This is a genomic window from Methylobacterium sp. C33D, from assembly GCF_053345825.1.
In genome coordinates this window covers 1-19970 of sequence record NZ_JBKFAV010000020.1, presented here as the reverse complement: position 1 = coordinate 19970, position 19970 = coordinate 1, and the positions used below count along the sequence as shown (strand labels likewise).

The 19970-nt window shown below is 73.6% G+C and carries 22 protein-coding genes; 13 read left to right on the top strand and 9 right to left on the bottom strand.

Annotation, left to right across the window (positions count from 1 at the left end):
• Window positions 1-72: 72 nt before the first annotated feature.
• Entirely contained in the window at window positions 73-429 is a 357-nt protein-coding gene (gene queD / locus ACLBXO_RS17175) for a 6-carboxytetrahydropterin synthase QueD (RefSeq protein WP_020092323.1), read from the top strand.
• Entirely contained in the window at window positions 419-1138 is a 720-nt protein-coding gene (gene queC / locus ACLBXO_RS17170; RefSeq protein WP_447686096.1) for a 7-cyano-7-deazaguanine synthase QueC, read from the top strand. Before queD ends, queC begins: the two co-directional genes overlap by 11 nt.
• On the opposite strand, the gene ACLBXO_RS17165 is transcribed toward queC, so the two are convergent.
• The gene (locus ACLBXO_RS17165) at window positions 1125-1691 is read right to left on the bottom strand and encodes a TetR/AcrR family transcriptional regulator (protein ID WP_447686095.1); all 567 of its coding nucleotides are present in this window, start codon (window positions 1689-1691) and stop codon (window positions 1125-1127) included. The two genes, queC and ACLBXO_RS17165, sit on opposite strands and share 14 nt — an antisense overlap.
• 159 nt (window positions 1692-1850) lie before the next feature.
• Here ACLBXO_RS17165 and ACLBXO_RS17160 point away from each other — a divergent pair, with 159 nt between their 5' ends.
• From ACLBXO_RS17160 to ACLBXO_RS17135, 6 genes are all read left to right on the top strand, one after another.
• The gene (locus ACLBXO_RS17160; protein ID WP_447686094.1) at window positions 1851-2813 is read left to right on the top strand and encodes a quinoprotein relay system zinc metallohydrolase 2; all 963 of its coding nucleotides are present in this window, start codon (window positions 1851-1853) and stop codon (window positions 2811-2813) included.
• 41 nt (window positions 2814-2854) lie between these two features.
• Window positions 2855-3709: a quinoprotein dehydrogenase-associated SoxYZ-like carrier gene (locus ACLBXO_RS17155; RefSeq protein WP_331314485.1), complete on the top strand. Its 855-nt coding sequence runs from the start codon at window positions 2855-2857 to the stop codon at window positions 3707-3709.
• Between the two features lie 2 nt (window positions 3710-3711).
• Window positions 3712-4308 (top strand): rhodanese-like domain-containing protein, encoded by a 597-nt coding sequence (locus ACLBXO_RS17150; RefSeq protein ID WP_447686093.1) that lies wholly within the window; start codon window positions 3712-3714, stop codon window positions 4306-4308.
• Between the two features lie 125 nt (window positions 4309-4433).
• Entirely contained in the window at window positions 4434-5252 is an 819-nt protein-coding gene (gene panB, locus ACLBXO_RS17145) for a 3-methyl-2-oxobutanoate hydroxymethyltransferase (protein WP_447686092.1), read from the top strand.
• 129 nt (window positions 5253-5381) lie between these two features.
• A complete protein-coding gene (locus ACLBXO_RS17140; RefSeq protein ID WP_447686091.1) occupies window positions 5382-5642 on the top strand; it encodes a DUF333 domain-containing protein in 261 nt (86 codons plus the stop codon).
• Window positions 5643-5824: 182 nt separating this feature from the next.
• The gene (locus tag ACLBXO_RS17135; protein ID WP_447686090.1) at window positions 5825-7381 is read left to right on the top strand and encodes a serine hydrolase; all 1557 of its coding nucleotides are present in this window, start codon (window positions 5825-5827) and stop codon (window positions 7379-7381) included.
• A gap of 9 nt (window positions 7382-7390) precedes the next feature.
• Here ACLBXO_RS17135 and ACLBXO_RS17130 read toward each other — a convergent pair whose 3' ends face one another.
• Complete coding sequence (locus ACLBXO_RS17130; protein WP_447686089.1) at window positions 7391-8386, bottom strand: NUDIX hydrolase; 996 nt, start codon at window positions 8384-8386, stop codon at window positions 7391-7393.
• Between the two features lie 216 nt (window positions 8387-8602).
• On the opposite strand from ACLBXO_RS17130, the gene thiE reads away from it, so the two are divergent.
• The 3 genes from thiE to ACLBXO_RS17115 all read left to right on the top strand — a co-directional run bounded on the left by thiE (window position 8603) and on the right by ACLBXO_RS17115 (window position 10950).
• A complete protein-coding gene (gene thiE, locus ACLBXO_RS17125; RefSeq protein WP_447686088.1) occupies window positions 8603-9331 on the top strand; it encodes a thiamine phosphate synthase in 729 nt (242 codons plus the stop codon).
• Window positions 9328-10143 (top strand): bifunctional hydroxymethylpyrimidine kinase/phosphomethylpyrimidine kinase, encoded by an 816-nt coding sequence (thiD, locus tag ACLBXO_RS17120; RefSeq protein WP_331314473.1) that lies wholly within the window; start codon window positions 9328-9330, stop codon window positions 10141-10143. Before thiE ends, thiD begins: the two co-directional genes overlap by 4 nt.
• Before the next feature lie 180 nt (window positions 10144-10323).
• Window positions 10324-10950 (top strand): helix-turn-helix domain-containing protein, encoded by a 627-nt coding sequence (locus tag ACLBXO_RS17115; RefSeq protein ID WP_331314471.1) that lies wholly within the window; start codon window positions 10324-10326, stop codon window positions 10948-10950.
• A 10-nt stretch (window positions 10951-10960) separates the two neighbouring features.
• On the opposite strand, the gene ACLBXO_RS17110 is transcribed toward ACLBXO_RS17115, so the two are convergent.
• The 6 genes from ACLBXO_RS17110 to ACLBXO_RS17085 form a co-directional block, all read right to left on the bottom strand.
• Window positions 10961-11944 (bottom strand): helix-turn-helix domain-containing protein, encoded by a 984-nt coding sequence (locus tag ACLBXO_RS17110; RefSeq protein WP_447686087.1) that lies wholly within the window; start codon window positions 11942-11944, stop codon window positions 10961-10963.
• Between the two features lie 219 nt (window positions 11945-12163).
• Complete coding sequence (locus ACLBXO_RS17105; protein WP_331314468.1) at window positions 12164-12742, bottom strand: ABC-type transport auxiliary lipoprotein family protein; 579 nt, start codon at window positions 12740-12742, stop codon at window positions 12164-12166.
• Window positions 12743-12863: 121 nt separating this feature from the next.
• The gene (locus ACLBXO_RS17100; RefSeq protein WP_331314467.1) at window positions 12864-13946 is read right to left on the bottom strand and encodes an MlaD family protein; all 1083 of its coding nucleotides are present in this window, start codon (window positions 13944-13946) and stop codon (window positions 12864-12866) included.
• Window positions 13947-14056: 110 nt separating this feature from the next.
• A complete protein-coding gene (locus tag ACLBXO_RS17095) occupies window positions 14057-14866 on the bottom strand; it encodes an ABC transporter ATP-binding protein (protein ID WP_447686086.1) in 810 nt (269 codons plus the stop codon).
• A 10-nt stretch (window positions 14867-14876) separates the two neighbouring features.
• Window positions 14877-16031 carry an ABC transporter permease gene (locus tag ACLBXO_RS17090; protein WP_447686085.1) on the bottom strand — a complete coding sequence of 385 codons (1155 nt, stop codon included), beginning with the start codon at window positions 16029-16031 and terminating at the stop codon, window positions 14877-14879.
• Between the two features lie 48 nt (window positions 16032-16079).
• The gene (locus ACLBXO_RS17085; RefSeq protein ID WP_447686084.1) at window positions 16080-17255 is read right to left on the bottom strand and encodes an MFS transporter; all 1176 of its coding nucleotides are present in this window, start codon (window positions 17253-17255) and stop codon (window positions 16080-16082) included.
• 146 nt (window positions 17256-17401) lie between these two features.
• On the opposite strand from ACLBXO_RS17085, the gene ACLBXO_RS17080 reads away from it, so the two are divergent.
• Window positions 17402-18715, top strand: coding sequence for a hypothetical protein (locus tag ACLBXO_RS17080; RefSeq protein ID WP_447686083.1), 1314 nt, complete (start codon window positions 17402-17404; stop codon window positions 18713-18715).
• Window positions 18716-18817: 102 nt separating this feature from the next.
• Entirely contained in the window at window positions 18818-19258 is a 441-nt protein-coding gene (locus ACLBXO_RS17075) for a DUF1489 family protein (RefSeq protein ID WP_447686082.1), read from the top strand.
• A gap of 128 nt (window positions 19259-19386) precedes the next feature.
• On the opposite strand, the gene ACLBXO_RS17070 is transcribed toward ACLBXO_RS17075, so the two are convergent.
• On the bottom strand, window positions 19387-19970 hold a 584-nt coding region (locus ACLBXO_RS17070; protein WP_447686081.1), incomplete at its 5' end, for a hypothetical protein.

Genomic DNA, 19970 nt, shown 5'->3' with positions numbered 1-19970 from the left:
CAGCCCGCCTTTGCGCGGGACCGCCCGTCGGCGCTATGGCGGGGGCGAGATCGGCCTTACCCGCGAACATCCATGAAGATCACCCAAGCCTTCACCTTCGAGGCGGCCCACCGGCTGCCGAACGTGCCCGAGACCCATCGCTGCCACCGGATGCACGGGCATTCCTACCGGGTCGAGCTGACGGTCGCCGGCCCGGTCGATCCCCACACCGGCTGGGTGATCGACTTCTACGACATCGAATCGATCTTCGGGCCGCTGCTCGCCCGGCTCGACCACCACTGCCTCAATGAGATCGAGGGGCTGGAGAACCCGACCGCCGAGAACATCGCCGCCTGGATCTGGCAGCGCCTCCGGCCGGACCTGCCGGGCCTCGCGCTCGTGCGGGTCGCCGAGACGCCGATGTCCTGGGCCGAGTACGATGGCGAGTGAGACCGCGATCGCCGGCGACCGCGCCGCGCTGGTGCTGTTCTCCGGGGGCCAGGATTCGGCCACCTGCCTGGCCTGGGCGCTGGACCGGTTCGACCACGTCGAGACCCTCGGCTTCGACTACGGGCAGCGCCACCGGGTCGAGCTCGACCGCCGCGCGGCCCTGCGGGCGGGCACGACCGCCCTCGATCCCGCTTGGGCGGCCCGCCTCGGCGAGGACCACACGCTCGCCCTCGACGCCCTCGGGCAGGTCTCCGAGACGGCGCTGACGCGGGAGGCCGCGATCGGCTACGAGGCGTCGGGCCTGCCCAACACCTTCGTGCCCGGCCGCAACCTCGTGTTCCTGACCTTCGCGGCGGCGCTCGCCTACCGGCGCGGGCTCCGCCACGTGGTCGGCGGCATGTGCGAGACCGACTATTCCGGCTACCCGGATTGCCGCGACGACACCATCAAGGCCCTGCAGGTGGCGCTCAATCTCGGCATGGAGCGGCGCTTCGTGCTGCACACGCCGCTGATGTGGCTCGACAAGGCGCAGACCTGGGAACTCGCCGAGAGCCTCGGCGGCCGGGCGCTGGTCGACCTGATCGTCGAGGAGAGCCACACCTGCTACCTCGGCGAGCGCGGGCAGCGCCATGCCTGGGGCTACGGCTGCGGCACCTGCCCGGCCTGCCGCCTGCGGGCGGACGGCTACGCCCGGTTCACTGCGGCCTGAGGCCGTCGACCAGCACGGCGAGCGTCCCCCGGAAGGCGTTGGGGCTCGCGAACAGGCGCTCCATCAGGAGCGCCCCCTCCAGGGTGGCGACGACGTAGCGGGCGAGCACCGCCGGGTCGGCGCCCGCACGGACGCTGCCGTCCGCCTGGCCCGCGCGCAGGATGCCCTCCAGCCACGCGAGATGGTCCGCGAAGAAGGCCGCGATGTCCCGGCGCAGGCGCTCGGGCAGGGCCTCGCCCTCGATGGCCAGCGCCGCGCAGAGGCAGCCGAGCCCCTGCTCGACGCCGCCGAGGTAGAGCCGCCCGTAGGCCTCGACCCGGCCCGGCCCGTCCGGCACGTCCCGGCGGATCGCCTCCAGGGCCGCCGCGTAGCGCGCCGCGTAGGCCGCCACGAGGGCGGCGCCGAGATCGACCTTGGTGGGGAAATGGTGGTGGATGCTCGCCTTGCGGATGCCCACCGCCGCCGCGAGGTCGGCGTAGCTGAAGCCGGCGAAGCCGCGGCCCCGCACCAGGGTCTCGGCCTGCATCAGCAACTCGGCGCGGGTATCCCTCATCGCGGCGATCGTCGCTCCAAACTCGCCCCCGTCACCGCACGAAGTCACGCGAACGTGCGGCCGCGGCGGAGACCGGCTCCCGGCGGGCCCTTGACGGACCGACAATCTACCTACTTAATGGTAGACAATCAAGATCGGGCAAGATCGGGAGGTACCGGCATGGCGGCACGCGCCGTCCAACCGCGGATGCAGGCCGCCGGGCCGACGCGACGGCACGCCCTCTTCGCGGGTCTCTGCCTGTGCTGCCTGCCGACGCTGGGCCGCGCCGCCGAGAGCTTCACGATGGAGGAGGTCGGGCCCGGCCTGTACGTCCGCAAGGGCCTGATCGCCGACGCCACCTCCGAGAACGCCGACGCCATCGCCAATATCGGCTTCCTCGTCGGCAGGACCGGCGTGGTGGTGACCGAGTCGGGCGGCAGCCTCGCCGACGGCCAGTGGCTGCGCGCCGAGATCGCCAAGCGCACGGACAAGCCGATCACCCACGTGGTGCTGACCCACGTCCACCCGGACCACGTCTTCGGGGCGGGGGCCTTCGTCCAGGACAAGCCGGTCTTCATCGGCCACGCCAAGCTCACCGAAGCGCTGGCGGCCCGGGGCGAGTTCTACCGCAAGCGGCTCATCGACCTGCTCGGCGAGGACCGGACCGGGCCGGTGGTCTACCCGACGATGACCGTTGCCGACACGGCCGAGATCGACCTCGGCGACCGGCGCCTGACCTTCACGGCGCACGGTCCGGCGCACACCACCTCGGACCTGTCGATGATCGATTCCGGCAGCGGCCTGCTGTTCCCCGCCGACCTGCTGTTCGTGAACCGGATCCCCTCCCTCGACGGCAGCCTCAAGGGCTGGCTCGCCGAGATCGAGCGGCTGAAGGCCATGGGGCCCGCCCGGGCCGTCCCGGGCCACGGCCCCGTCGCGGTCGACCTCGCCCCGGCGCTCGCCGACCTCTCCGGCTACCTGACCGCCCTGCGCGACGGCACCCGGGCAGCGATCGCCAAGGACGTCCCCATCGAGAAGGCCGTGACCAGCGTCGCGGCGGACCAGCGCGACAGGTGGGCGCTGTTCGACACCTACAACGGCCGCAACGTCACCGTGGCCTACCAGGAACTCGAGTGGGAATAGGGTTCGAGATCCCCATATCTGAATCAATCGGGAGGCACGCCATGACGCACAGGATCGGACAGACCTACATCGGACAGACCTTCTCCACCCTCGCCCTCGGCCTCGTCCTGGCGACGACGGCCCTGTCGGGGCCCCTCGCCGGCGCCGCGCGGGCGGCCGGCGCCTCCGACACCGACCAGGAGCGGGCGGCCCGCTGGCAGGAGATCGCCAAGTCGATCTTCGGCGACCGCCAGATCGCGCCGACCGACAGCCTCGTGAAGATCGAGGCGCCCGCCCGGGCGCTCGACGCCGCCCTGGTGCCGATCACCCTGACCATGCCCAATGACGGGCAGATCAAGGCGGTCTCGCTGATCATCGACGACAACCCGGCGCCCTACGCCGCCAAGTTCGAGTTCGGGCCGGCCGCCGACCCGGCCGAGCTGAAGCTGCGCGTGCGGGTCAACAACTACACCGACATGCACGCCGTGGTGGAGACGACCGACGGCAAGCTCTACGAGGCCAAGCAGTTCGTGAAGGCCTCCGGCGGCTGCTCGGCCCCGATGGGCATGAGCGACGAGGAGGCGATGAAGGGCATGGGCGACATGCGCATGAAGTTCGCCGAGACGGCGGCCGGCAAGCCCGTGGAGGCGACGCTGATGATCCGCCACCCGAACTTCTCCGGCATGCAGATGAACCAGGTGACCCGCGACTACACCCCGGCGCGCTACATCGACAAGGTCACCGTCTCGGCGGGCGACCGGAAGGTCTTCACCATGACGGGCGACATCTCGATCGCCTCGAACCCGGTGATCAACTTCGCGCTCAAGCCGGACGGCAAGCCGATCCAGGTCGCGGCCTCCGACAACCAGGGCGGCCAGTGGCAGCACAGCTTCACGGCGCCGAGCCCGACGAACTGACCATGCGGCGCCTCCTCCTGACCGGCCGGGCCGCCGCGGCCTGCGCGGCGCTCCTCTGCCTCGCCGCGGCGCCGGCCGACTCGCCGGTGAACGTGCCCGAGCCGGAGGGGCTCTACGCCGGCCCCCCGAAGGGCTACACGCCGCAGACCCTCAAGGGCGCCGCGGTGGTCGACGCCGACGCCGTCGCGGCTCTGATCGCCGGGCCCGACAGGCCGGTGCTGCTCGACGTGGCGGCGCCGGACCGCAAGCCGTCGAACTTCCCGGAGGGCCGCCTGTGGCTGCCGGTGCATCCCTCGATCCCCGGCGCCGTCTGGATGCCGGAGGCCGGCGCCGATCCCCTGGCCCCGGCGCGCGAGGCGCTGTTCTACGCCCGCGTCGCGGCGCTGACCGGGGGCGACACGGCCAGGCCCGTCGTGGTGTTCTGCCACGTCGAGTGCTGGGGCAGCTGGAACGCCGCCAAGCGGCTGGTGCGGAAGGGCTATACCGGCGTGCGCTGGTTCCCCCAGGGCGTCGAGGGCTGGCAGGAGAAGCACGAGACCGCGAACCTGAAGGTCGATCCGGACTGGAAGGCCGGCGCCGAACCGCAGGCGGGGCGCTGACCCGCGGCGCCGGGCATTGTAAGCAGGGGCCCGGAACGCGGCTCGCGAAGCGGGACGCGCCCCCGCTCCCGGGCGGGAGAGAGCGCCCCCGCCGCGTCCGCGGTGTCCGGAATGAGGTCTGAACCATGTCGCAGGTCGTGCAGTCCCGCCGGCTCCGGGCGATCGATATCGGCAAGCGCAAGGCCGAGGGGCGCAAGATCATCGCGCTCACCGCCTACCACGCCCACACCGCCGGCATCGTCGATCCCTACTGCGACTTCATCCTCGTGGGCGATTCCCTCGGCATGGTCATGCACGGGATGGAATCGACGATCCCCGTGACCCTGGAGATGATGATCCTCCAGGCCCAGGCGGTGATCCGCGGCACGCAGAAGGCGCTGGTCGTGGTCGACATGCCGTTCGGCTCCTACGAGGCGAGCCGGGAGCAGGCCTTCCTCAGCGCCTCCCGGGTCCTCAAGGAGACCGGCGCCGGCGCGATCAAGATGGAGGGCGGCGCCCACTTCGCCGAGACGGTGGCGTTCCTCGTCCAGCGCGGCGTGCCGGTGATGGGCCATATCGGCCTGACCCCGCAGGCGGTGAACACGATGGGCGGCTTCAAGGTGCAGGGCCGGGGGCCGGACGACGAGCGCCGCCTGCTGGAGGATGCCCGCGCCGTCTCGGAGGCCGGCGCCTTCGCGATCGTGCTCGAGGGCATCGTCGAGCCGGTGGCGCGGGCGATCGCGTCCTCGCCCCGGGTGACCGCCGCCACGATCGGCATCGGCGCCTCGGCAGTCTGCGACGGCCAGATCCTGGTGCTGGAGGACATGCTCGGCCTGTCCGAGCGCACGCCGAAATTCGTGCGCCAGTTCGGGAGCCTGCGGACCCACATCGAGGACGCCGTGAAGGCCTACGCCGAGGAGGTCCGGGCCGGACGGTTCCCGGCCGACGACCACACCTACGGGTAGGGCAGGGCGGGGGCAGGGCGGGGGCAGGGCCCGGCCGGCGCGCCCGCGAAGTCCTGAACGGACCGCGCCGGCCCCGTTCAGCCGGAGCGGTCTATCGGTCCGCCGGTCGTGCCATCGGGAGTAGGCGCCGTGAGGCTTGTCAGCGCGTTCGCGGCCTGCGCCGCCTGTGTCGGAGCCGCCCTGGCCGGACCGCGACCGGCCCTCGCGCTCGCGAACCCGGCCTCGGCCTTCTGCGCGACCATGGACGGTCGATCGATCCTCGCGAAGCTCCCCGACGGCGGCACGATCGGGCTGTGCGCCCTTCCGGGCCGGAAGATCGTCGAGGAATGGACGCTGTACCGGATGTTCCACGGCAAGAAGCCGGCACCCGACGCCAACCCGTTCCGATAGCCCGGCCGGCGCCTCCGGTCCGGTTCTCGGGCAGTTCTCGGGCAGTTCTCGGGCAGCCTTCGTCCACCTTCCATCGGACCGCACCCGCATTCGACGCGCGATCAGGGCCGGCGTGATTGATCTCGCCGGCCCGACGATGCCATCCTCGTCGTCCGAACGCTCTCAGGCGGGATCGACGACTCATGCAGCGGGCCCGATCGCGCCGGCGCCTCGTCGGCGCGTGCCTCGCCCTCGGCCTGATCGCGGCCGGGCCCGGAGCCGGATCCGCCGGGACCCTGACGCGGGCGCAGGTCGAGGCGCAGCTGCCGGCGCTGGAGGCGCTGGCGCAGCGGGCCGTCGACGCGGGCGCGGTGCCGGGCCTCGCGGTCGCGGTCGTCCTCGGCGACGCGACGCTCCTCCTGAAGGGATACGGCCTCAGGCAGGCCGGGAAGCCCGAGCCGGTCGGCCCCGACACGGTCTTCCAGATCGCCTCTCTGTCCAAGCCTGTCACCGCGACGATCGTGGCGGCCCTGGTCGGCGACGGGGTGGTCGACTGGGATTCGCGCGTCGCGGATCTCGATCCCGCCTTCCAGCTGCGTGAGCCCTACCCGACCGCGCAGGTCACGGTGCGCGACTTCCTGAACCATCGCAGCGGCCTGCCGGGGACCGCCGGCGACGATCTGGAGGCGATCGGCTTCGGACGCGACGCGATCCTGCACCGGCTCCGCCTCGCGCCGCCCGCCTCCAGCTTCCGCGCCGGCTACGCGTACAGCAATTTCGGCTTCACCGAGGGCGCGCTCGCCGCCGCGAGGCCGACCGGCCAGCCCTGGGAGGCGGTCGCCCGGGACCGGCTGTTCCGGCCCCTCGGGATGACCGCCACCGGCACGACCCACGCGGAGTTCCTGAGCCGGGCCGACCGCGCGGCGCTCCACGTCCGGGCCGGGGGCGTCTGGACCGCCAAGGTCGAGCGGAACCCCGACGCGCAGGCGCCGGCGGGCGGCGTCAGCAGCGATGTCCGCGACCTCTCCCGATGGCTGCGGCTCGTGATCGGCAGCGGCCGCTACGAGGGGGCGCAGCCCGTCGCGGCCGCGGCGCTGGCGCAGACGCACGTCCCGCTCACGGCCCGCGGCCGCAACCCCGTGACCGGCGCGGCGTCCTTCTACGGCCTCGGCTGGAACGTCGAGTACGGTCGCCACGGCCCCGTCTGGGGCCACGCGGGCGCCTTCAGCGTCGGGGCGCAGACGCTGGTCTCCATCCATCCGGAGGCCGGTCTCGGGATCCTCGTCCTGACCAACGCCTTCCCGTCCGGCGTGCCGGAGGGGCTGGCCGACAGCTTCGCCGACCTCGTCTTCGACGGCCGCGCCGGCCGGGACTGGGTGACGGCCTGGGGCGCGGCCTACGAGACCCTGTTCGCGCCCGGCATCGCCGCCGACAAGGCGGCCTACGGCACGCCGCCGGCGTCGCCCGCCGCGCCCCTGGCGCTCTCGGCCTACGCCGGGCGCTACGCCAACGCCTATGTCGGCGAGGCCGTGGTGGCCGAGGCGGACGGCGCCCTGACGCTGACGGTCGGCCCCGGGGGCGCGCGCCGCTACCCGCTCCGGCACTTCGACCGCGACCTCTTCCTCAGCTTCCCGGACGCGGAGGCGCCCGACCGCCCCTCCGCCGTCCGCTTCGCCATCGGCAGCGACGGCCGGGCCGCCGCCCTGACGGTGGACGCGCTCGACGCGAGCGGGCTCGGCACCCTCGCGCGGCGGGACTGACCGCCGCCGTCACCCCGCCCGCCGCGACGGCAGCCGCAGGCCCGGGGCCGGGCGCTCCAGCAGCACCTCCCGGCGGAAGCGCACCAGCCGCGCCGGCCGGCCGGCGGCGCCGCTGGTCACGCTCTCGGTCTCCTCCACCAGCCCCTGCTGGGCCACGAGCCGCCGGAAGTTCTGCTTGTGCAGCTGCGTTCCCGACAGGGCCTCCACGGTCTTCTGCAGCTGCAGCAGGGTGAATTCCGGCGGCATCAGCTCGAACACCACCGGGCGGTACTTGATCTTGCCCCGGAGCCGGCCGATCGCGGTGGCGAGCACCCGCCGGTGGTCGAACGCCATCGGCACGCCGGTCGGGTCGTTCGGCAGGGCCGGGCCGGAGTTGCCCCGCGCCTCCGGGATCAGCCCGGCCTCGAACAGCAGCTCGTAGCGCTCGAGGACGCGCTCCTCGTTCCACGTGCCGCCGTTCATGCCGAAGGTCAGGCCGAGGCGGTCCAGGCGGCGGGTCCGGGTGGCGCAATCCTCGGGCTCGGACGCCCATTCGGCGAGCCGCGCCTCGATGGCGTCGAGCTGGCGCGGGCGCCCCTGCCGGAAATCCTCGTAGGGCAGGTAGCGGTACCAGTTCTGCCACGCGGCCTCGGCGAGCCCCGCCGGCCGCTCCTCGCGGACGAGCGCCAGATAGGCCACCGAGAGCGAGTGCACCCCCGACAGGGTCGCCGTGCCGGAGCGGTCGCGGTCGCCGAAGGTGTAGAGCTGCTCCACGTAGCCGAGGCGCTGGTGCGTCTGCCGCTCCACCCAGGCGCGCAGGCCCCGCTCCAGCGTGGCGTGCTCGGGGACGAGGGGGCCGGCCGGCAGGCCGTCGCCGCGGCCGGGCGCCTGGTCGGGAACCCGGATCGTCAGGGCGCGCGGCTCCCCCTTGGTCGCGGCGACGATCACCGCGACGAGGCCTACGGAGGAGCGCTCCGGCGGGGCCTGCCCCCCGCGCGCGTCCGTCTGCGCCGCGGCACCCGTCATCGTTCCTCGACCGTCCGTCCCCCGGGATGCGCCGTAGCGGATCCCACCTATAGGGGGACAGGATCGCCGCGCGTCAACGCCGCCGTATGACGGAGCGGGGGACCCGTCGACGCACCGCTCTCCACCGGCCGCTTGCCAACGCCGCGAGGCCTGCCCAAACAGGGGTCCGGGAGCGCCGGCACGGGACCGGCCGAGGCGGACCGAGCGACGACAGCGATGCCAGCGAGCGCGACTTCCCCCGCAGCTTCCCCCTCGATCCCGACCGGCAGCCAGCCCGTCGACCTGCGGCTCTACGGGCTCCTCGATGTCGGCGTCTGCGGCGCCGACGGGGCGCGGCTGGCGGAGCTCGGCGCCGAGGCGGTGGCGGGGGGCTGCACCCTGCTCCAGTACCGCGAGAAGAACATCGCCGATGCCCGCGCCGCCCTGGCGCGGATCCGGGCGATCCTGGCAGCGGTGGGCGGCCGCGTCCCGGTCCTCGTCAACGACCGCGTCGACCTCGCCCTCGCGGCCGGAGCAGACGGGGTGCATCTCGGCCAGGGCGACCTCCACCCGGCCGACGCGCGCCGGCTCCTGGGGGAGGGCGCGATCATCGGCCTCACCCTGAAGAAGCCCAGCCAGGCCGACGAGCTGTACCGGCTGCCCGTCGACTACGCCTGCATCGGGGGCGTGTTCGCCACCACCAGCAAGGACAATCCCGACCCGCCGGTGGGTCTCGACGGCTTCGCCAGCATCGCCTTCCGCGCCCGCCTCGCCCGCGGGGCCGGCCTGCCGCTCGGCGCCATCGCGGGGATCGGGCTCGACAACGCCGCCGCGGTGGTCGCCGCGGGGGCGGACGGGGTCGCGGTCATCACCGCGCTGTTCGGCGCGGAGTCGGTGCGCCAGCGGGCCCGCGACCTGCGCGCGCGGATCGACGGCGCCCTGGCGGAGCGGGCCGGCGCCCGATGAGCGGCCCCGCGCCCATCGCCGTCACGATCGCGGGCTCGGATTCCGGCGGCGGGGCCGGCATCCAGGCCGACCTCAAGACCTTCTCGGCGCTGGGCGTCTACGGCGCCAGCGTGATCACGGCGCTGACCGCGCAGAACACGCGGGGCGTCCAGGGCATCCACGACGTGCCGGCGGAGTTCGTCGCCCGGCAGATCGACAGCGTGTTCCCCGACCTCGCCGTGAGGGCCGTGAAGATCGGCATGCTGTCGCAGACCGCGGTGATCGCCGCGGTCGCCGACGGACTGGCCCGGCACGCCGGGTCGATCCCGGTGGTCCTCGACCCGGTGATGGTCGCCACCAGCGGCGACCGGCTGATCACCGACGCGGCCGTGGCGACGCTGCGCGAGCGGCTGCTGCCCCGGGCCGACCTGATCACCCCCAACCTGCCGGAGGCGGCGGTGCTCCTCGGCGAGCCCGTCGCGGCGGACGCGGCGGCGATCGTGGCCCAGGCGCGCCGGCTCGTGGCCTTGGGCGCCCGGGCGGTGCTGATCAAGGGCGGCCACGGCACCGGGCGCGAGAGCATCGACCACCTCGTCACGGCGGACGGCACCCTGCGGACCCTGTCCGCGCCGCGGATCGCGACGCGCAACACCCACGGTACGGGCTGCACGCTCTCGGCCGCGGTGGCGGCGGGCCTCGCCCAGGGCCTGGCGCTGCCGGAGGCGGTGGCGGAGGCCAAGGCCTACCTCACGGCCGCCCTGGCGGCCGCGGACGGCCTCGCGGTCGGGGCGGGCCACGGGCCGGTCCACCACTTCCACGCCGTCTGGTCTTAGGCCGGTTCCGGGCCGGTCCCGGGCCGGTCCCGGGCCGGTCCCGGGCCGATCGCATCCGCCGCCTTTCCGGTGCGCACGCCGCCGCGCACGCCGCCGGCCGCCTTGCAACCGGGCGACGATTGCGTTTGAAGAAGCGCACGATCGTTCGGATAACGGAACGGTGCAGGCGGATCGGGGACGATGCAGGATCAGGCGGAACGGCCCGACCGGGCGCGCGGGCGCGACCTGCTGACCGGGGCGCAGGCGCTCTCCGGCCAGCTCGGCAAGACCATCCAGCGGCTGCGCAAGGCCTACAACCTGTCGCTCTCGGAACTCGCCGAGCAGTCCGGCGTGGCCAAGTCGATCATCAGCCAGATCGAGCGCAACGAGACCAACCCGACCCTGGCGACGATCTGGCGCCTGTCCCAGGCCCTCGACGTGTCGATCGAGCGGGTGCTGGCGGCCGGCGACGAGGAGCCGTTCATCGAGAAGACCTCCCGGTCCGACACGCCGATCCTCGTCTCCGAGGACGGGAAGGTGCGGCTGGCGATCATCGGCTGGCTCAAGACGATCGAGTGGCTGCAATGGTACGAGGTCACGGCCGACCCGGGCGGCGTCCTCGACTCGGACCCGCACCAGCGCGGCTCGGTCGAGTCCCTCTCGGTCACCGAGGGCGCGTTCGAGGTCGAGATCGGCGGCGTCGTGCAGCGGGCGCGGGCCGGCGAGACCCTGCGCTACCGCTGCGACCGGCCCCACCTCGTGCGCTGCACGGACGGCCCGGCCCGGGCCACCATGGTGGTGATCATGAAGGCCGCCGTGATGGAGTGAGGCGGCCCGGTCAGCCCGCCGGTCCGCCCTCGGCGCCCCGCGCGAGGGCGCGCGCGCGGTAGTCGCGGGGGCTCAGGCCGTAGCGCTCCTTGAAGCGGTGGGAGAAGTGGGACTGGCTGAGGAAGCCGCAGCCATACGCCAGGGTCCCCAGCGGCATGTGGGAGCAGCCCGGATCGGCCAGACGCCTGGCCGCGACCTCCAGCCGGCGGTGCCAGATCCAGTCGGCGATGTGCCGCTCCCGCGCGTGGAACAGCGCCTGCAGCCGCCGCAGGGACACGCCGGCCGCGGCCGCGATCCGGGGCGGGTCCAGGGTCGGATCGTGGAGATTGGCCTCGATGAAGGCCCGGGCGCGCTGCATCACGACGCTGTCCCGCACGGGCTGCTGCACCTCCTGCGCGAGCCGCTCCGCGAGGCTGGCGACGATGAGGTCGAGCCCCGTGGCGACCATCCGCTCGGCCATCTGGGGTGTCAGCTGGTCGCCCAGCCTGAGCAGGTTCCCGAGGAACGACCGGGTCAGGGTCGCCGTCCCGAGAGCGCCGCCGACGGTCACGCCGGCGAACAGGCGGGCTGAGCCCAGGGGTCCCTCGAGTCGCTCCCGCGGGATCCCGATCGCCAGCACCTCGCTGTAGCCGTTGTGCTCGATGGTCCAGGGCGTATTCGTATCCCGGATCGAGAAATCGCCACGTTGATCCGTGCCGGACCGACCGTACTGGTCCGCACGAACGCGCCCGGAGAGCACCATGCTCATGAACAGGTGGTCGGTCTTGTGGTTCTCGTGCCGGAGCGTGCGCGGCGTCGTGGCCGCCCGCAGGTTGCGCAGCGCGAATCTCGTGAAGACCAAGCCGCCGATACTGGTCCCCTCGATCGTGGCGTGAAACGGCTCGTCGTTGAGGGGGCTCTGCGCCATGGGAACAAGGCGATCTTCGCAGACGTCTCGCCAAAGGCGAAACTTGTCCTTCTCCAATACACCGTCAGTTGAAAACAGAGTCTGCATCGCGGCAGCGCTATGAACGCGCCGGCCGCGATCTGCAACCGCGCGCCGTCCCGCACGCCGCCGCGGATCGAGCGGCTGGACGCGCCGAGCGGTCGCGCCGGACGCACCGGGTCGCGGCCTCCGGGCCGGCGCGCGGGGCCCGCGCGATCGGCATCCGGGGCGAGGATCTGTCGGGCGTGCCCCGGCGGGGGCGTCGGCGCGGACCGGCCGCGGGGGCCGTCAGCGCCCGCTGTTCACCCAGCGCACCACGTCGGCCAGGACGATGGTCAGCGCCTGATCGAGGGCGCGGGCGCCGTTGCCGGCATCGATCTTGGAGACCGGCACGCGGGCCGTGAAGATCCGCGCCGCCGCGACCTTGCCGGTGCCGTCGGCCACGAGCTTCAGCGACAGGTCGACCACCGCCTCGCCGGTCCCGGACTGCACGTCGAAGGCCCGGATCTCGCTGATCAGCTGGTAGTCGGCCACGACCTTGTCGCCGGGCCGGCTCACCGAGCGGAGCCGCCCGGAATTCTCCAGGCTCTGGATGAGCCGCGTCTGGATCAGGCGCGGCAGCCGGTCGGCCCACTGGCCGCCGCCCAGGAACGACAGGGCGCCGCCAGTCTCGCGGACGATGATCCGGTCGGCCTCGAAGGGCTGGATGCTCACCGGCTCCGACACCACGATCGAGCGGCCGGCCGCGATCGGCCGCCCCGCGGCCGGCAGCGCCGCGAGGTCGAAGGTGAGGGGCGCCGCGCCGCCGCAGCCGCCCAGGAGGGCGGCGAGCAGCGCGGCGGCGGCGATGTGGGACGAGCGGACCATACGCATGACCTGAAGGACCCCGCCGGCGAACGGCGGAGCTGTATAAGCTATGCGGTTAAAACTAATCCGCTGCGGCATCTGTGCCGTGCGCCGGGACACATGCGCCCGGCGACGCGGCATTTCACCGGCCACCGTTGTATTCAGGCAACGAGGGCTTGCCGCCGAAGATCACTTGGCTCGGGTCGCGCTCAAGGCTGCGCACCGTGCGGTTGAGGGTGCTCAGCGTCCGCTGCCCGTCGCCCGACAGGGCCTCCACCTCCCGGCGGCCGGTGCCGCTCAGCCGGCCGAAATTGGCCGAGATGCTGGCGGTGCGCTTGTCGAGGTTCTCCGACATGGTCCGGAACGCCTTGCCGGCGTCGCGCACCGAGATCGCCGCCGCGCGGATCTCCGCGAAGGTGCTGGAGCCCTCCTGGCCGGAGGCCGAGCCCAGGAAGCTCTCGGCGCCGTTGAGCACCGCGTCGATCTTGTCGGCCGAGGCGCTGAGCTTGCCGGCCAGCAGCCGGGCGTCGTGCAGGCCCGCCTCGATGTCGGGGCTGGCCTTGGACAGGGCCGCGGAGAAGCGGTCGGCGTTGTCGATCACCCGGCCGAGCTTGGCCCCGTCCACGGCCTTCACCAGCGCGGAGATGTTCGGGCCGGCATCGGCCAGCGTCTTCGAGAAGGTCTCGACATTGGCGAGCGACCGGTTGATCGCCCCCTCGTTGGCGGAGACGAGCCGGTCGAGGCGGGCCAGCATGTCGTCGGCCCGCTGCGCCACCTGGCGCGCCAGCGCCATCATGTCCTGCATGTCGGAGGAATCGGCGAAGATCGTCGGCGGCTCGCCGTTGGCCATCGGGGCCAGCACCGGCGCGTCGGCGTTGCCGCCCGACAGGGAGATCACCGAGACGCCGGTGAGCATCGCCGAGTCGAGGCGGGCGCGGGTGTCGGCCCGGAGCGGGGTCGCGGGATCGACCTTGATCGTGGCGAGCACCCGGCGGGGATCCTGCGGGGCGAGGCGGATATCGGTGACCTCGCCGACCTTGATGCCATTGAAGTTCACGCTCGAGCCGCGCGACAGCCCCCCGACCGAGCCGGAGAAGACGATGCGGACGAGCTGGCTGACCTGCCGCGACGAGCCGCCGGAGAGCCACAGCACGGTGCCGAAGCCCGCCAGGATGACGGCGATCGTGAAGGCCCCGATCAGGGCGTAGTTCGCGCGGGTTTCCATGCGCTCAACCTGCGGTTCTGGCCGGCGGAGATCCGGCCGGGCCTGGAGCCCCGGCTCCCGGAGGGGAGCAGGGCGGGATCTGGGTGGGTCGGCGACGATCGGGCACCGGATCAGGCATGGGCCGCGATGCCGCCCGTGGCGATGGTCCGGGCGCGCTTGCCGTGGAAGTACGAGCGCAGCCAGGGATGGTCGCTCGCCAGCATCTCGTCGATCGTGCCGGCGGCGATGATCTGGCCGTCGCCAAGCGCCGCGATGCGGTCGCAGGCGGTGTAGAGGCTGTCGAGGTCGTGGGTGACCATGAACACGGTCAGCCCCAGCGTCTCCTTGAGGGTCGAGACGAGGTCGTCGAACTCGCCCGCGCCGATCGGGTCGAGGCCCGAGGTCGGCTCGTCCAGGAACAGGATCTCGGGATCGAGCGCCAGGGAGCGGGCCAGAGCCGCGCGCTTGATCATGCCGCCCGACAGTTCAGAGGGCAGCTTGTCGGCGGCGTCGGGCTTCAGGCCGACCATCTCGATCTTGAGCCGGGCGAACTCGTCGAGCAGGCGCTCGGACAGGTTCAGGTGCTCGCGCATCGGCACCTGGATGTTCTGCTTGACGGTCAGCGCCGAGAACAGGGCGCCCTGCTGGAACAGCACGCCCCAGCGCTGCTCCATCCGGCGCCGCTCGGCGTAGGTCAACGCGTCGACGTCGCGGCCGAACACCTCGATCGTGCCGGCCCGCTTGGGGTTGAGACCCAGGATCGTCCGGGTCAGCACCGACTTGCCCTGGCCCGAGGGCCCGACGAAGCCCAGGATCTCGCCGGCGCGGATGTCCAGGCTCAGGCCTTTCAGGATGTTGCGGTCGCGGAAGCCGACCACGAGGTCGCGCACGCGGATGATCGGCGCGGGGCCATTCGGCGAGGCGGTCATCGGGGCATCCATCGCGGCGGCCTCAGAAGTCGATCGCGGCGAAGAACACCGCGAACAGGCCGTCGAGGACGATGACCATGAAGATGGACTTCACCACCGACGCGGTGACGTGACGGCCGAGCGATTCCGCGGAGCCCTCGACCGCGAAGCCCTCGATCGTGGCGATCACCCCGATGGTCAGCGCCATGAACGGCGCCTTGATCAGGCCGACCATGACGTGGTGCACGCCCACCGCCGCCTGGAGCCGGACCAGGAACTGGTCGAGGGTCAGGCCGCCGTAGAGCATCGCGGTGAGGCCGCCGCCGGCGAGGGCCGCGAGGTCGCCGATCAGCGTCAGCATCGGCAGGCCGATCATCAGCGCGAGCACCCGGGGCACGATCAGGATCTCGACGGGGTCGAGACCCATGACCCGGAGCGCGTCCACCTCCTCGCGCATGCGCATGGAGCCGATCTCGGCGGTGATCGCCGAGCCCGAGCGGCCCGCGACCATGATCGAGGTGAGCAGCACGCCCATCTCGCGCAGGATCAGGAGGCCGATCAGGTTGACCACGAAGGTCTGGGCGCCGAAGCGCTGGAGCTGGAAGATGCCCTGCTGGGCGACGATGCCGCCCACGAGGAACGAGATCAGCACGATGATCGGCGTGCCGTTGAGCGCCACCTGCTGGATCTGGTTGATCAGGGCGTTGCCGCGGAACGTGCCGGGCCGCAGGGCGACGCGCCCGCAGGCGGCGATCAGCTCGCCCAGGAAGGCGAGGGCGGTGACGAACTCGTGGCCGCCCTGCACGGTCCGGCGCCCGGTGGCGTCGAGCAGGCCGACGACCGGGCCGTGCTGCCGCGGCGGCGGCGCGTCCGGCTCGCGCAGCCGGACCTCGCCCAGCAGGGTGCGGTGCTCCGGGCGGGCGCCGAGATAGGTGAGGGCGCTGCCCGCCTGCTCGATCTCGGCGCGGGTCCGCTCCAGGACCCAGGCGCCGAGGGTGTCGAGGCGCTCGATCCCCGACAGGTCGACCGCCACCGGCCCGGCGCGGCCGGCCGCCGCGATGCGCGCGGCCGCGGCCTCGACGGTCGGGGCCTGGTCGGCGGTCCAGCGGCCGTCGAGCGCCAGGCGGCCGTCGGCCGACCGGTCCCGCAGCGCGGCGCCGGCCAAGGCGCCGGGAACAGTGCCCTCGCTCAGCAACACCCTTACTCCTCGATCGAGGCACCACCCTGCCCGGCGGTTATGACGACATTACGGTTGACGATCCGTCTCCAACCTCACCCCCAGCGCGCGGCGGGAGGCCAGGGCGAGGCCCAGGCCCGCGGCGGCGAGCGGCGCCATCAGCAGGAAGGCGAGGGGGCCGCCGGCCCGGTAGGCGACGCCGCTCGCCAGGGTCGCGACCACCGAGATCCCGGCATTGACCGCGCTGAGGGTGCCCTGCGCCCGGCCGCGCGCGCCGTCGGGGGCGTAGGCCGAGACCGCCGCCATGGCGCCGAGCTGGGTCGCCCCGAAGGTCAGGCCGTGGAGGCACTGGAGCGGCACCAGCGCGGCGAGATGGTCGCCGAGGAGGTACATGCCGATCGCCCGCAGGATCGCCGCGACGGCCCCGGCACCGAGGAGCCGCACCGGGCTGCGCCAGGCGGCCGGCAGGGCGGGCAGGCCCGCGAACAGGGCGATCTCGGCCAGGACCCCGGTCGCCCAGAGCGCGCCGACCCAGGTCGGCGGGATGCCCTGGCCGGTCCAGTAGATGCTGCCGAACCCGTAGATCGCCCCGTGGCTCGCCTGGATCGCGGCGGCCGCGCCGATGCACAGCCAGAGCCGCCGCGGCAGCCGCTTCCGGCCGGCGCCCTCCGCCGACGGCGGCAGGGCCGCCACCGCGCGGCTGCGCCACGCCACCAGCCCCGCGCCGAGGGCGAGGCCGGTCAGGAGCAGCGGCACGGCGAGCCGGCCGCCGAGCGCCGTCAGCAGCAGCCCGCCCGCGAGGTTCGCCAGCAGGAACGCGACGGAGCCCGCCATCCGGATCCGCGCGTAGGTCAGGCGCGCGTCCCGGCGCACGGCCGCGAGCGTCAGGTAGTCGATGCAGGGCACGAGCGGCGCGCCGGCGACCGCGTTGAGCACGATCAGCCCGGCGAGCAGCGGCCACCCGATCCCGGCCGCGGCGGGCATCAGCGCGTAGGTCAGGCTCAGGGCGAGGCTGCCGAGCAGGATCAGCCGCCGGGGGCCGAGGCCGCGGTCGAGGAGGCTCATCAGCGGCGCCGTGGCGGCGATCCGCGTGGCGATCGGCAGGGCGAGGAGGACGCCGATCACCCGGGCATCGAGCCCGAGGGCGTCGAGCCACAGGGGCATGAAGGGCATCGCGATGCCGATCTCGGTGAACACCACGGCGTAGAGCAGCGACAGGCGCGCCGGGCCGGACGGGCGGAGCAAGGCGGGTCTCGACGAGCGGGATCGGGAAGGCGGGGCGGGGAGGGCGTCCGTAAGCGCCCGTTAAAGGGCCTCTGTCAAATTCGCGGCGATCGGTGCGCACCGGGGCGGGCCGCCGCCGCGCCCGCATCGAGCGTCCAGAGAGGCCCATGTTCGGTTCCGTCAACCCGAGCGCGCACGCTTCGGCCGAGTACGAGGCGATCGAGGCGACGATCAGCGCCAGCGAGCGCGGCCGCTGGTTCCTCGCCGAGTACGCCCGGCGCAACCGGGGCGCGGAGACCGAGGTATTGCTCGGGGCGATCGCGCGACTGGAGCGGAGCGTCACCGCCGACCGCGGACAGGAGGCCTTCGGACACCTGCGCGGCAACCTCCTCGACATGGCCGACGCGATCAGCCGGACCAAGGGCGAGATCGCCGCGCTCAACGCCCCGAACAGCGACGAGACCCGGCTGACGCAGGCGTCGCTCGCCCTCGACGCCATCGTGCGCGAGACCGAGCAGGCCACCTCCGACATCCTCGGCGCCGCCGAGTCGATCCAGGAGGCAGCCTGGACCCTGCGCGAGCGCGGGGCCGACGCGCGGGCCTGCGACGCCCTCGACCGCCACGCGACCGCGATCTACACGGCCTGCTCCTTCCAGGATCTCACCGCGCAGCGCACCGCCCGGATCGTCTACACCCTGCGCTACCTGGAGGACCGGGTCTCCGCGATGATCGCCATCTGGGGCGAGGACGCGGTGCGGGTGCCGCCCCACCGGGGCGCGCGGCCGGTCGGCGAGCCGGCCGATCTGAACCAGAGCGACATCGACCGCTACATCGCCATGGACGTGCCGGCCGTCACGGTGGCGGCCCTCGTGGCCCGCCCCGGCAGCCCGGCGCTGCACGAGGACCTGGTGTTCCTGCCGGTCCAGGCGGAGGCCCGGGCACCGGAGGCCGAGCCGGAGACAGAGGTCGCGGCCGAAGTGCCGGCCGCGCCGGAGCCGGTGGCGGAGGCCGAGCCGGACGCCGTGTCCGAGCCGACGGGAGCGGCCGCGCTGGCATTCGCCCCGGAACCGGACCTAGCCGCCGCGGCGGGGGACGGGCCGGAGGCCGCACCCGCGGCCGACTTGCAGGCCGGCTTGCGGGCCGGCTTGCAGGCCGGCTTGGAGGCCGATCTGGTAGCCGACTGGGCGGTCGATCTCGAGGCTGCCCCGGAGCCGGAGCCGGCTCCGGAGGTCGCCTCCCTTCCCGTCGCCGATCCGTCCGCCGCGGACGCGCCGGAGGCCGCCACCGCGATCGAGGAGGCGCTCGAGACGGACGTCGAGGAGGATGTCGCGCAGGACATCGCGCGGGACGTGGCCGACCTCACCTGGGGCGAGACCGTCGCGGCCGCTCCCGAGCCGGCGATGCCGCCGGAGGAGCCGGCCCTGAGCTTCGCCGAGATCGACGCGCTGACGCCGGAGCAGCGGCTCGCGCTGTTCGCCTGACGGGTCCGGCCCGGCCCCGACGTCCGGTGCGCTCCGGCAGGCGCGCGCCGGCGCGGACCCTGCTATCAGGGGCGCCCCCGGCAACCCCGAGCACGCGCATCCGTGGCCCTGCACCTGATCAAGCTCTGCGTCGGCCCCGCCACCATCGCCGACCTCGAGGCCCGGCAGGCCCGGTTCCGCGCCGAGGCGCTCCGGGACGGCCGGCAAGCGGCCCCGTTCCACGTCACCCGCACCCTGCCCAAGCGCCACCGCGAGATCACCGGTCAGGGCTCGATCTACTGGGTGATCCGCGGGACGCTGTCCTGCCGGCAGGCGATCACCGCGATCGAGCCGCTCACGGACGCGGACGGGATCCCGCGCTGCCGGCTGGTCTTCGATCCCCGGCTCGTCCCGGTGGCGCCCCGGCCCTACCGGCCGTTCCAGGGCTGGCGCTACCTGACCGCGCGCGACGCGCCGGCCGATCTCGGGGCCGAGGCCTCGGGGGACCTCGCCGAGATGCCCGAGGCCCTGCGGCGCGAGCTGGTCGGCCTCGGCCTGCTGTGACGGCGGGACGGCGCCCGCGCCGCCCGGTCCCGCGCGCGTGACCTCCGATGCGGGGGAGGGCGCGGCGGGTCTTTTCGTCCCCGGCATGGACCCCGCCGGCGCCGCGGGCGGCCCCGGCGGGATCGGTCCTACGCCCCGTCGAAGCGCCCGCTGGCATGGGCCAGCATCGTGTAGACCTTGCCGGTCTCCGAGGTCAGGTAGGCGTCGGTGCGCTTGGCGTCGCTGTCGTTCTTGACCACGTCGCCGAGCAGGCGCTCGAACTCGCTGACGTAGCGGTCGACGCTGCGGCGGAACTCCGCGTCGGTCCTGTAGCGGCGCTGGATCTCCGAGAAGGTGGCCCGGCCCTGCGGCGTGTAGATCCGCGGGTCGAACAGGTTCGGCTCGCCCCGGCGGTACCGTTCCCAGAGGTCGACCGCGGTCCGGTGCTCGATCATCTTGGCGATGTCGGTCGAGATCGTGTCGAGGGCGATCCGCCCGGTCTCGGCGGCCGCCACAGCCGGGCGGCGGGCCGCCGGCGCGGGCGCCGGGGCCGCGGCCGGCACGTCGGCCGCCGGCTCCTCGTCGTCGTCCAGCGAGGCGCGGGTCAGCAGGTCGGAGAGCCAGCCGCGCTTGTCGCCGGCCTGCGCCGGGCGGGCGGGCGCGGACGGGCGCGGCGCCTCGATCTTGGCCGTCGCGGGGCGGGGCGCCGCCGCGGGCGCCGGCAGGGCCGGAG

Excerpts from the sequence above, each read along its gene's own strand:
- ACLBXO_RS17110 (WP_447686087.1), bottom strand. The coding sequence starts at position 11,944 with ATGCAGACTCTGTTTTCAACTGACGGTGTATTGGAGAAGGACAAGTTT.
- thiD (WP_331314473.1), top strand. The coding sequence starts at position 9,328 with ATGAGCGGCCCCGCGCCCATCGCCGTCACGATCGCGGGCTCGGATTCC.
- ACLBXO_RS17150 (WP_447686093.1), top strand. The coding sequence starts at position 3,712 with ATGCGGCGCCTCCTCCTGACCGGCCGGGCCGCCGCGGCCTGCGCGGCG.
- ACLBXO_RS17105 (WP_331314468.1), bottom strand. The coding sequence starts at position 12,742 with ATGGTCCGCTCGTCCCACATCGCCGCCGCCGCGCTGCTCGCCGCCCTC.
- ACLBXO_RS17155 (WP_331314485.1), top strand. The coding sequence starts at position 2,855 with ATGACGCACAGGATCGGACAGACCTACATCGGACAGACCTTCTCCACC.
- thiE (WP_447686088.1), top strand. The coding sequence starts at position 8,603 with ATGCCAGCGAGCGCGACTTCCCCCGCAGCTTCCCCCTCGATCCCGACC.
- ACLBXO_RS17115 (WP_331314471.1), top strand. The coding sequence starts at position 10,324 with ATGCAGGATCAGGCGGAACGGCCCGACCGGGCGCGCGGGCGCGACCTG.
- ACLBXO_RS17160 (WP_447686094.1), top strand. The coding sequence starts at position 1,851 with ATGGCGGCACGCGCCGTCCAACCGCGGATGCAGGCCGCCGGGCCGACG.
- queC (WP_447686096.1), top strand. The coding sequence starts at position 419 with ATGGCGAGTGAGACCGCGATCGCCGGCGACCGCGCCGCGCTGGTGCTG.
- ACLBXO_RS17080 (WP_447686083.1), top strand. The coding sequence starts at position 17,402 with ATGTTCGGTTCCGTCAACCCGAGCGCGCACGCTTCGGCCGAGTACGAG.
- ACLBXO_RS17135 (WP_447686090.1), top strand. The coding sequence starts at position 5,825 with ATGCAGCGGGCCCGATCGCGCCGGCGCCTCGTCGGCGCGTGCCTCGCC.
- ACLBXO_RS17095 (WP_447686086.1), bottom strand. The coding sequence starts at position 14,866 with ATGGATGCCCCGATGACCGCCTCGCCGAATGGCCCCGCGCCGATCATC.
- ACLBXO_RS17100 (WP_331314467.1), bottom strand. The coding sequence starts at position 13,946 with ATGGAAACCCGCGCGAACTACGCCCTGATCGGGGCCTTCACGATCGCC.
- ACLBXO_RS17165 (WP_447686095.1), bottom strand. The coding sequence starts at position 1,691 with ATGAGGGATACCCGCGCCGAGTTGCTGATGCAGGCCGAGACCCTGGTG.
- queD (WP_020092323.1), top strand. The coding sequence starts at position 73 with ATGAAGATCACCCAAGCCTTCACCTTCGAGGCGGCCCACCGGCTGCCG.
- panB (WP_447686092.1), top strand. The coding sequence starts at position 4,434 with ATGTCGCAGGTCGTGCAGTCCCGCCGGCTCCGGGCGATCGATATCGGC.
- ACLBXO_RS17130 (WP_447686089.1), bottom strand. The coding sequence starts at position 8,386 with ATGACGGGTGCCGCGGCGCAGACGGACGCGCGCGGGGGGCAGGCCCCG.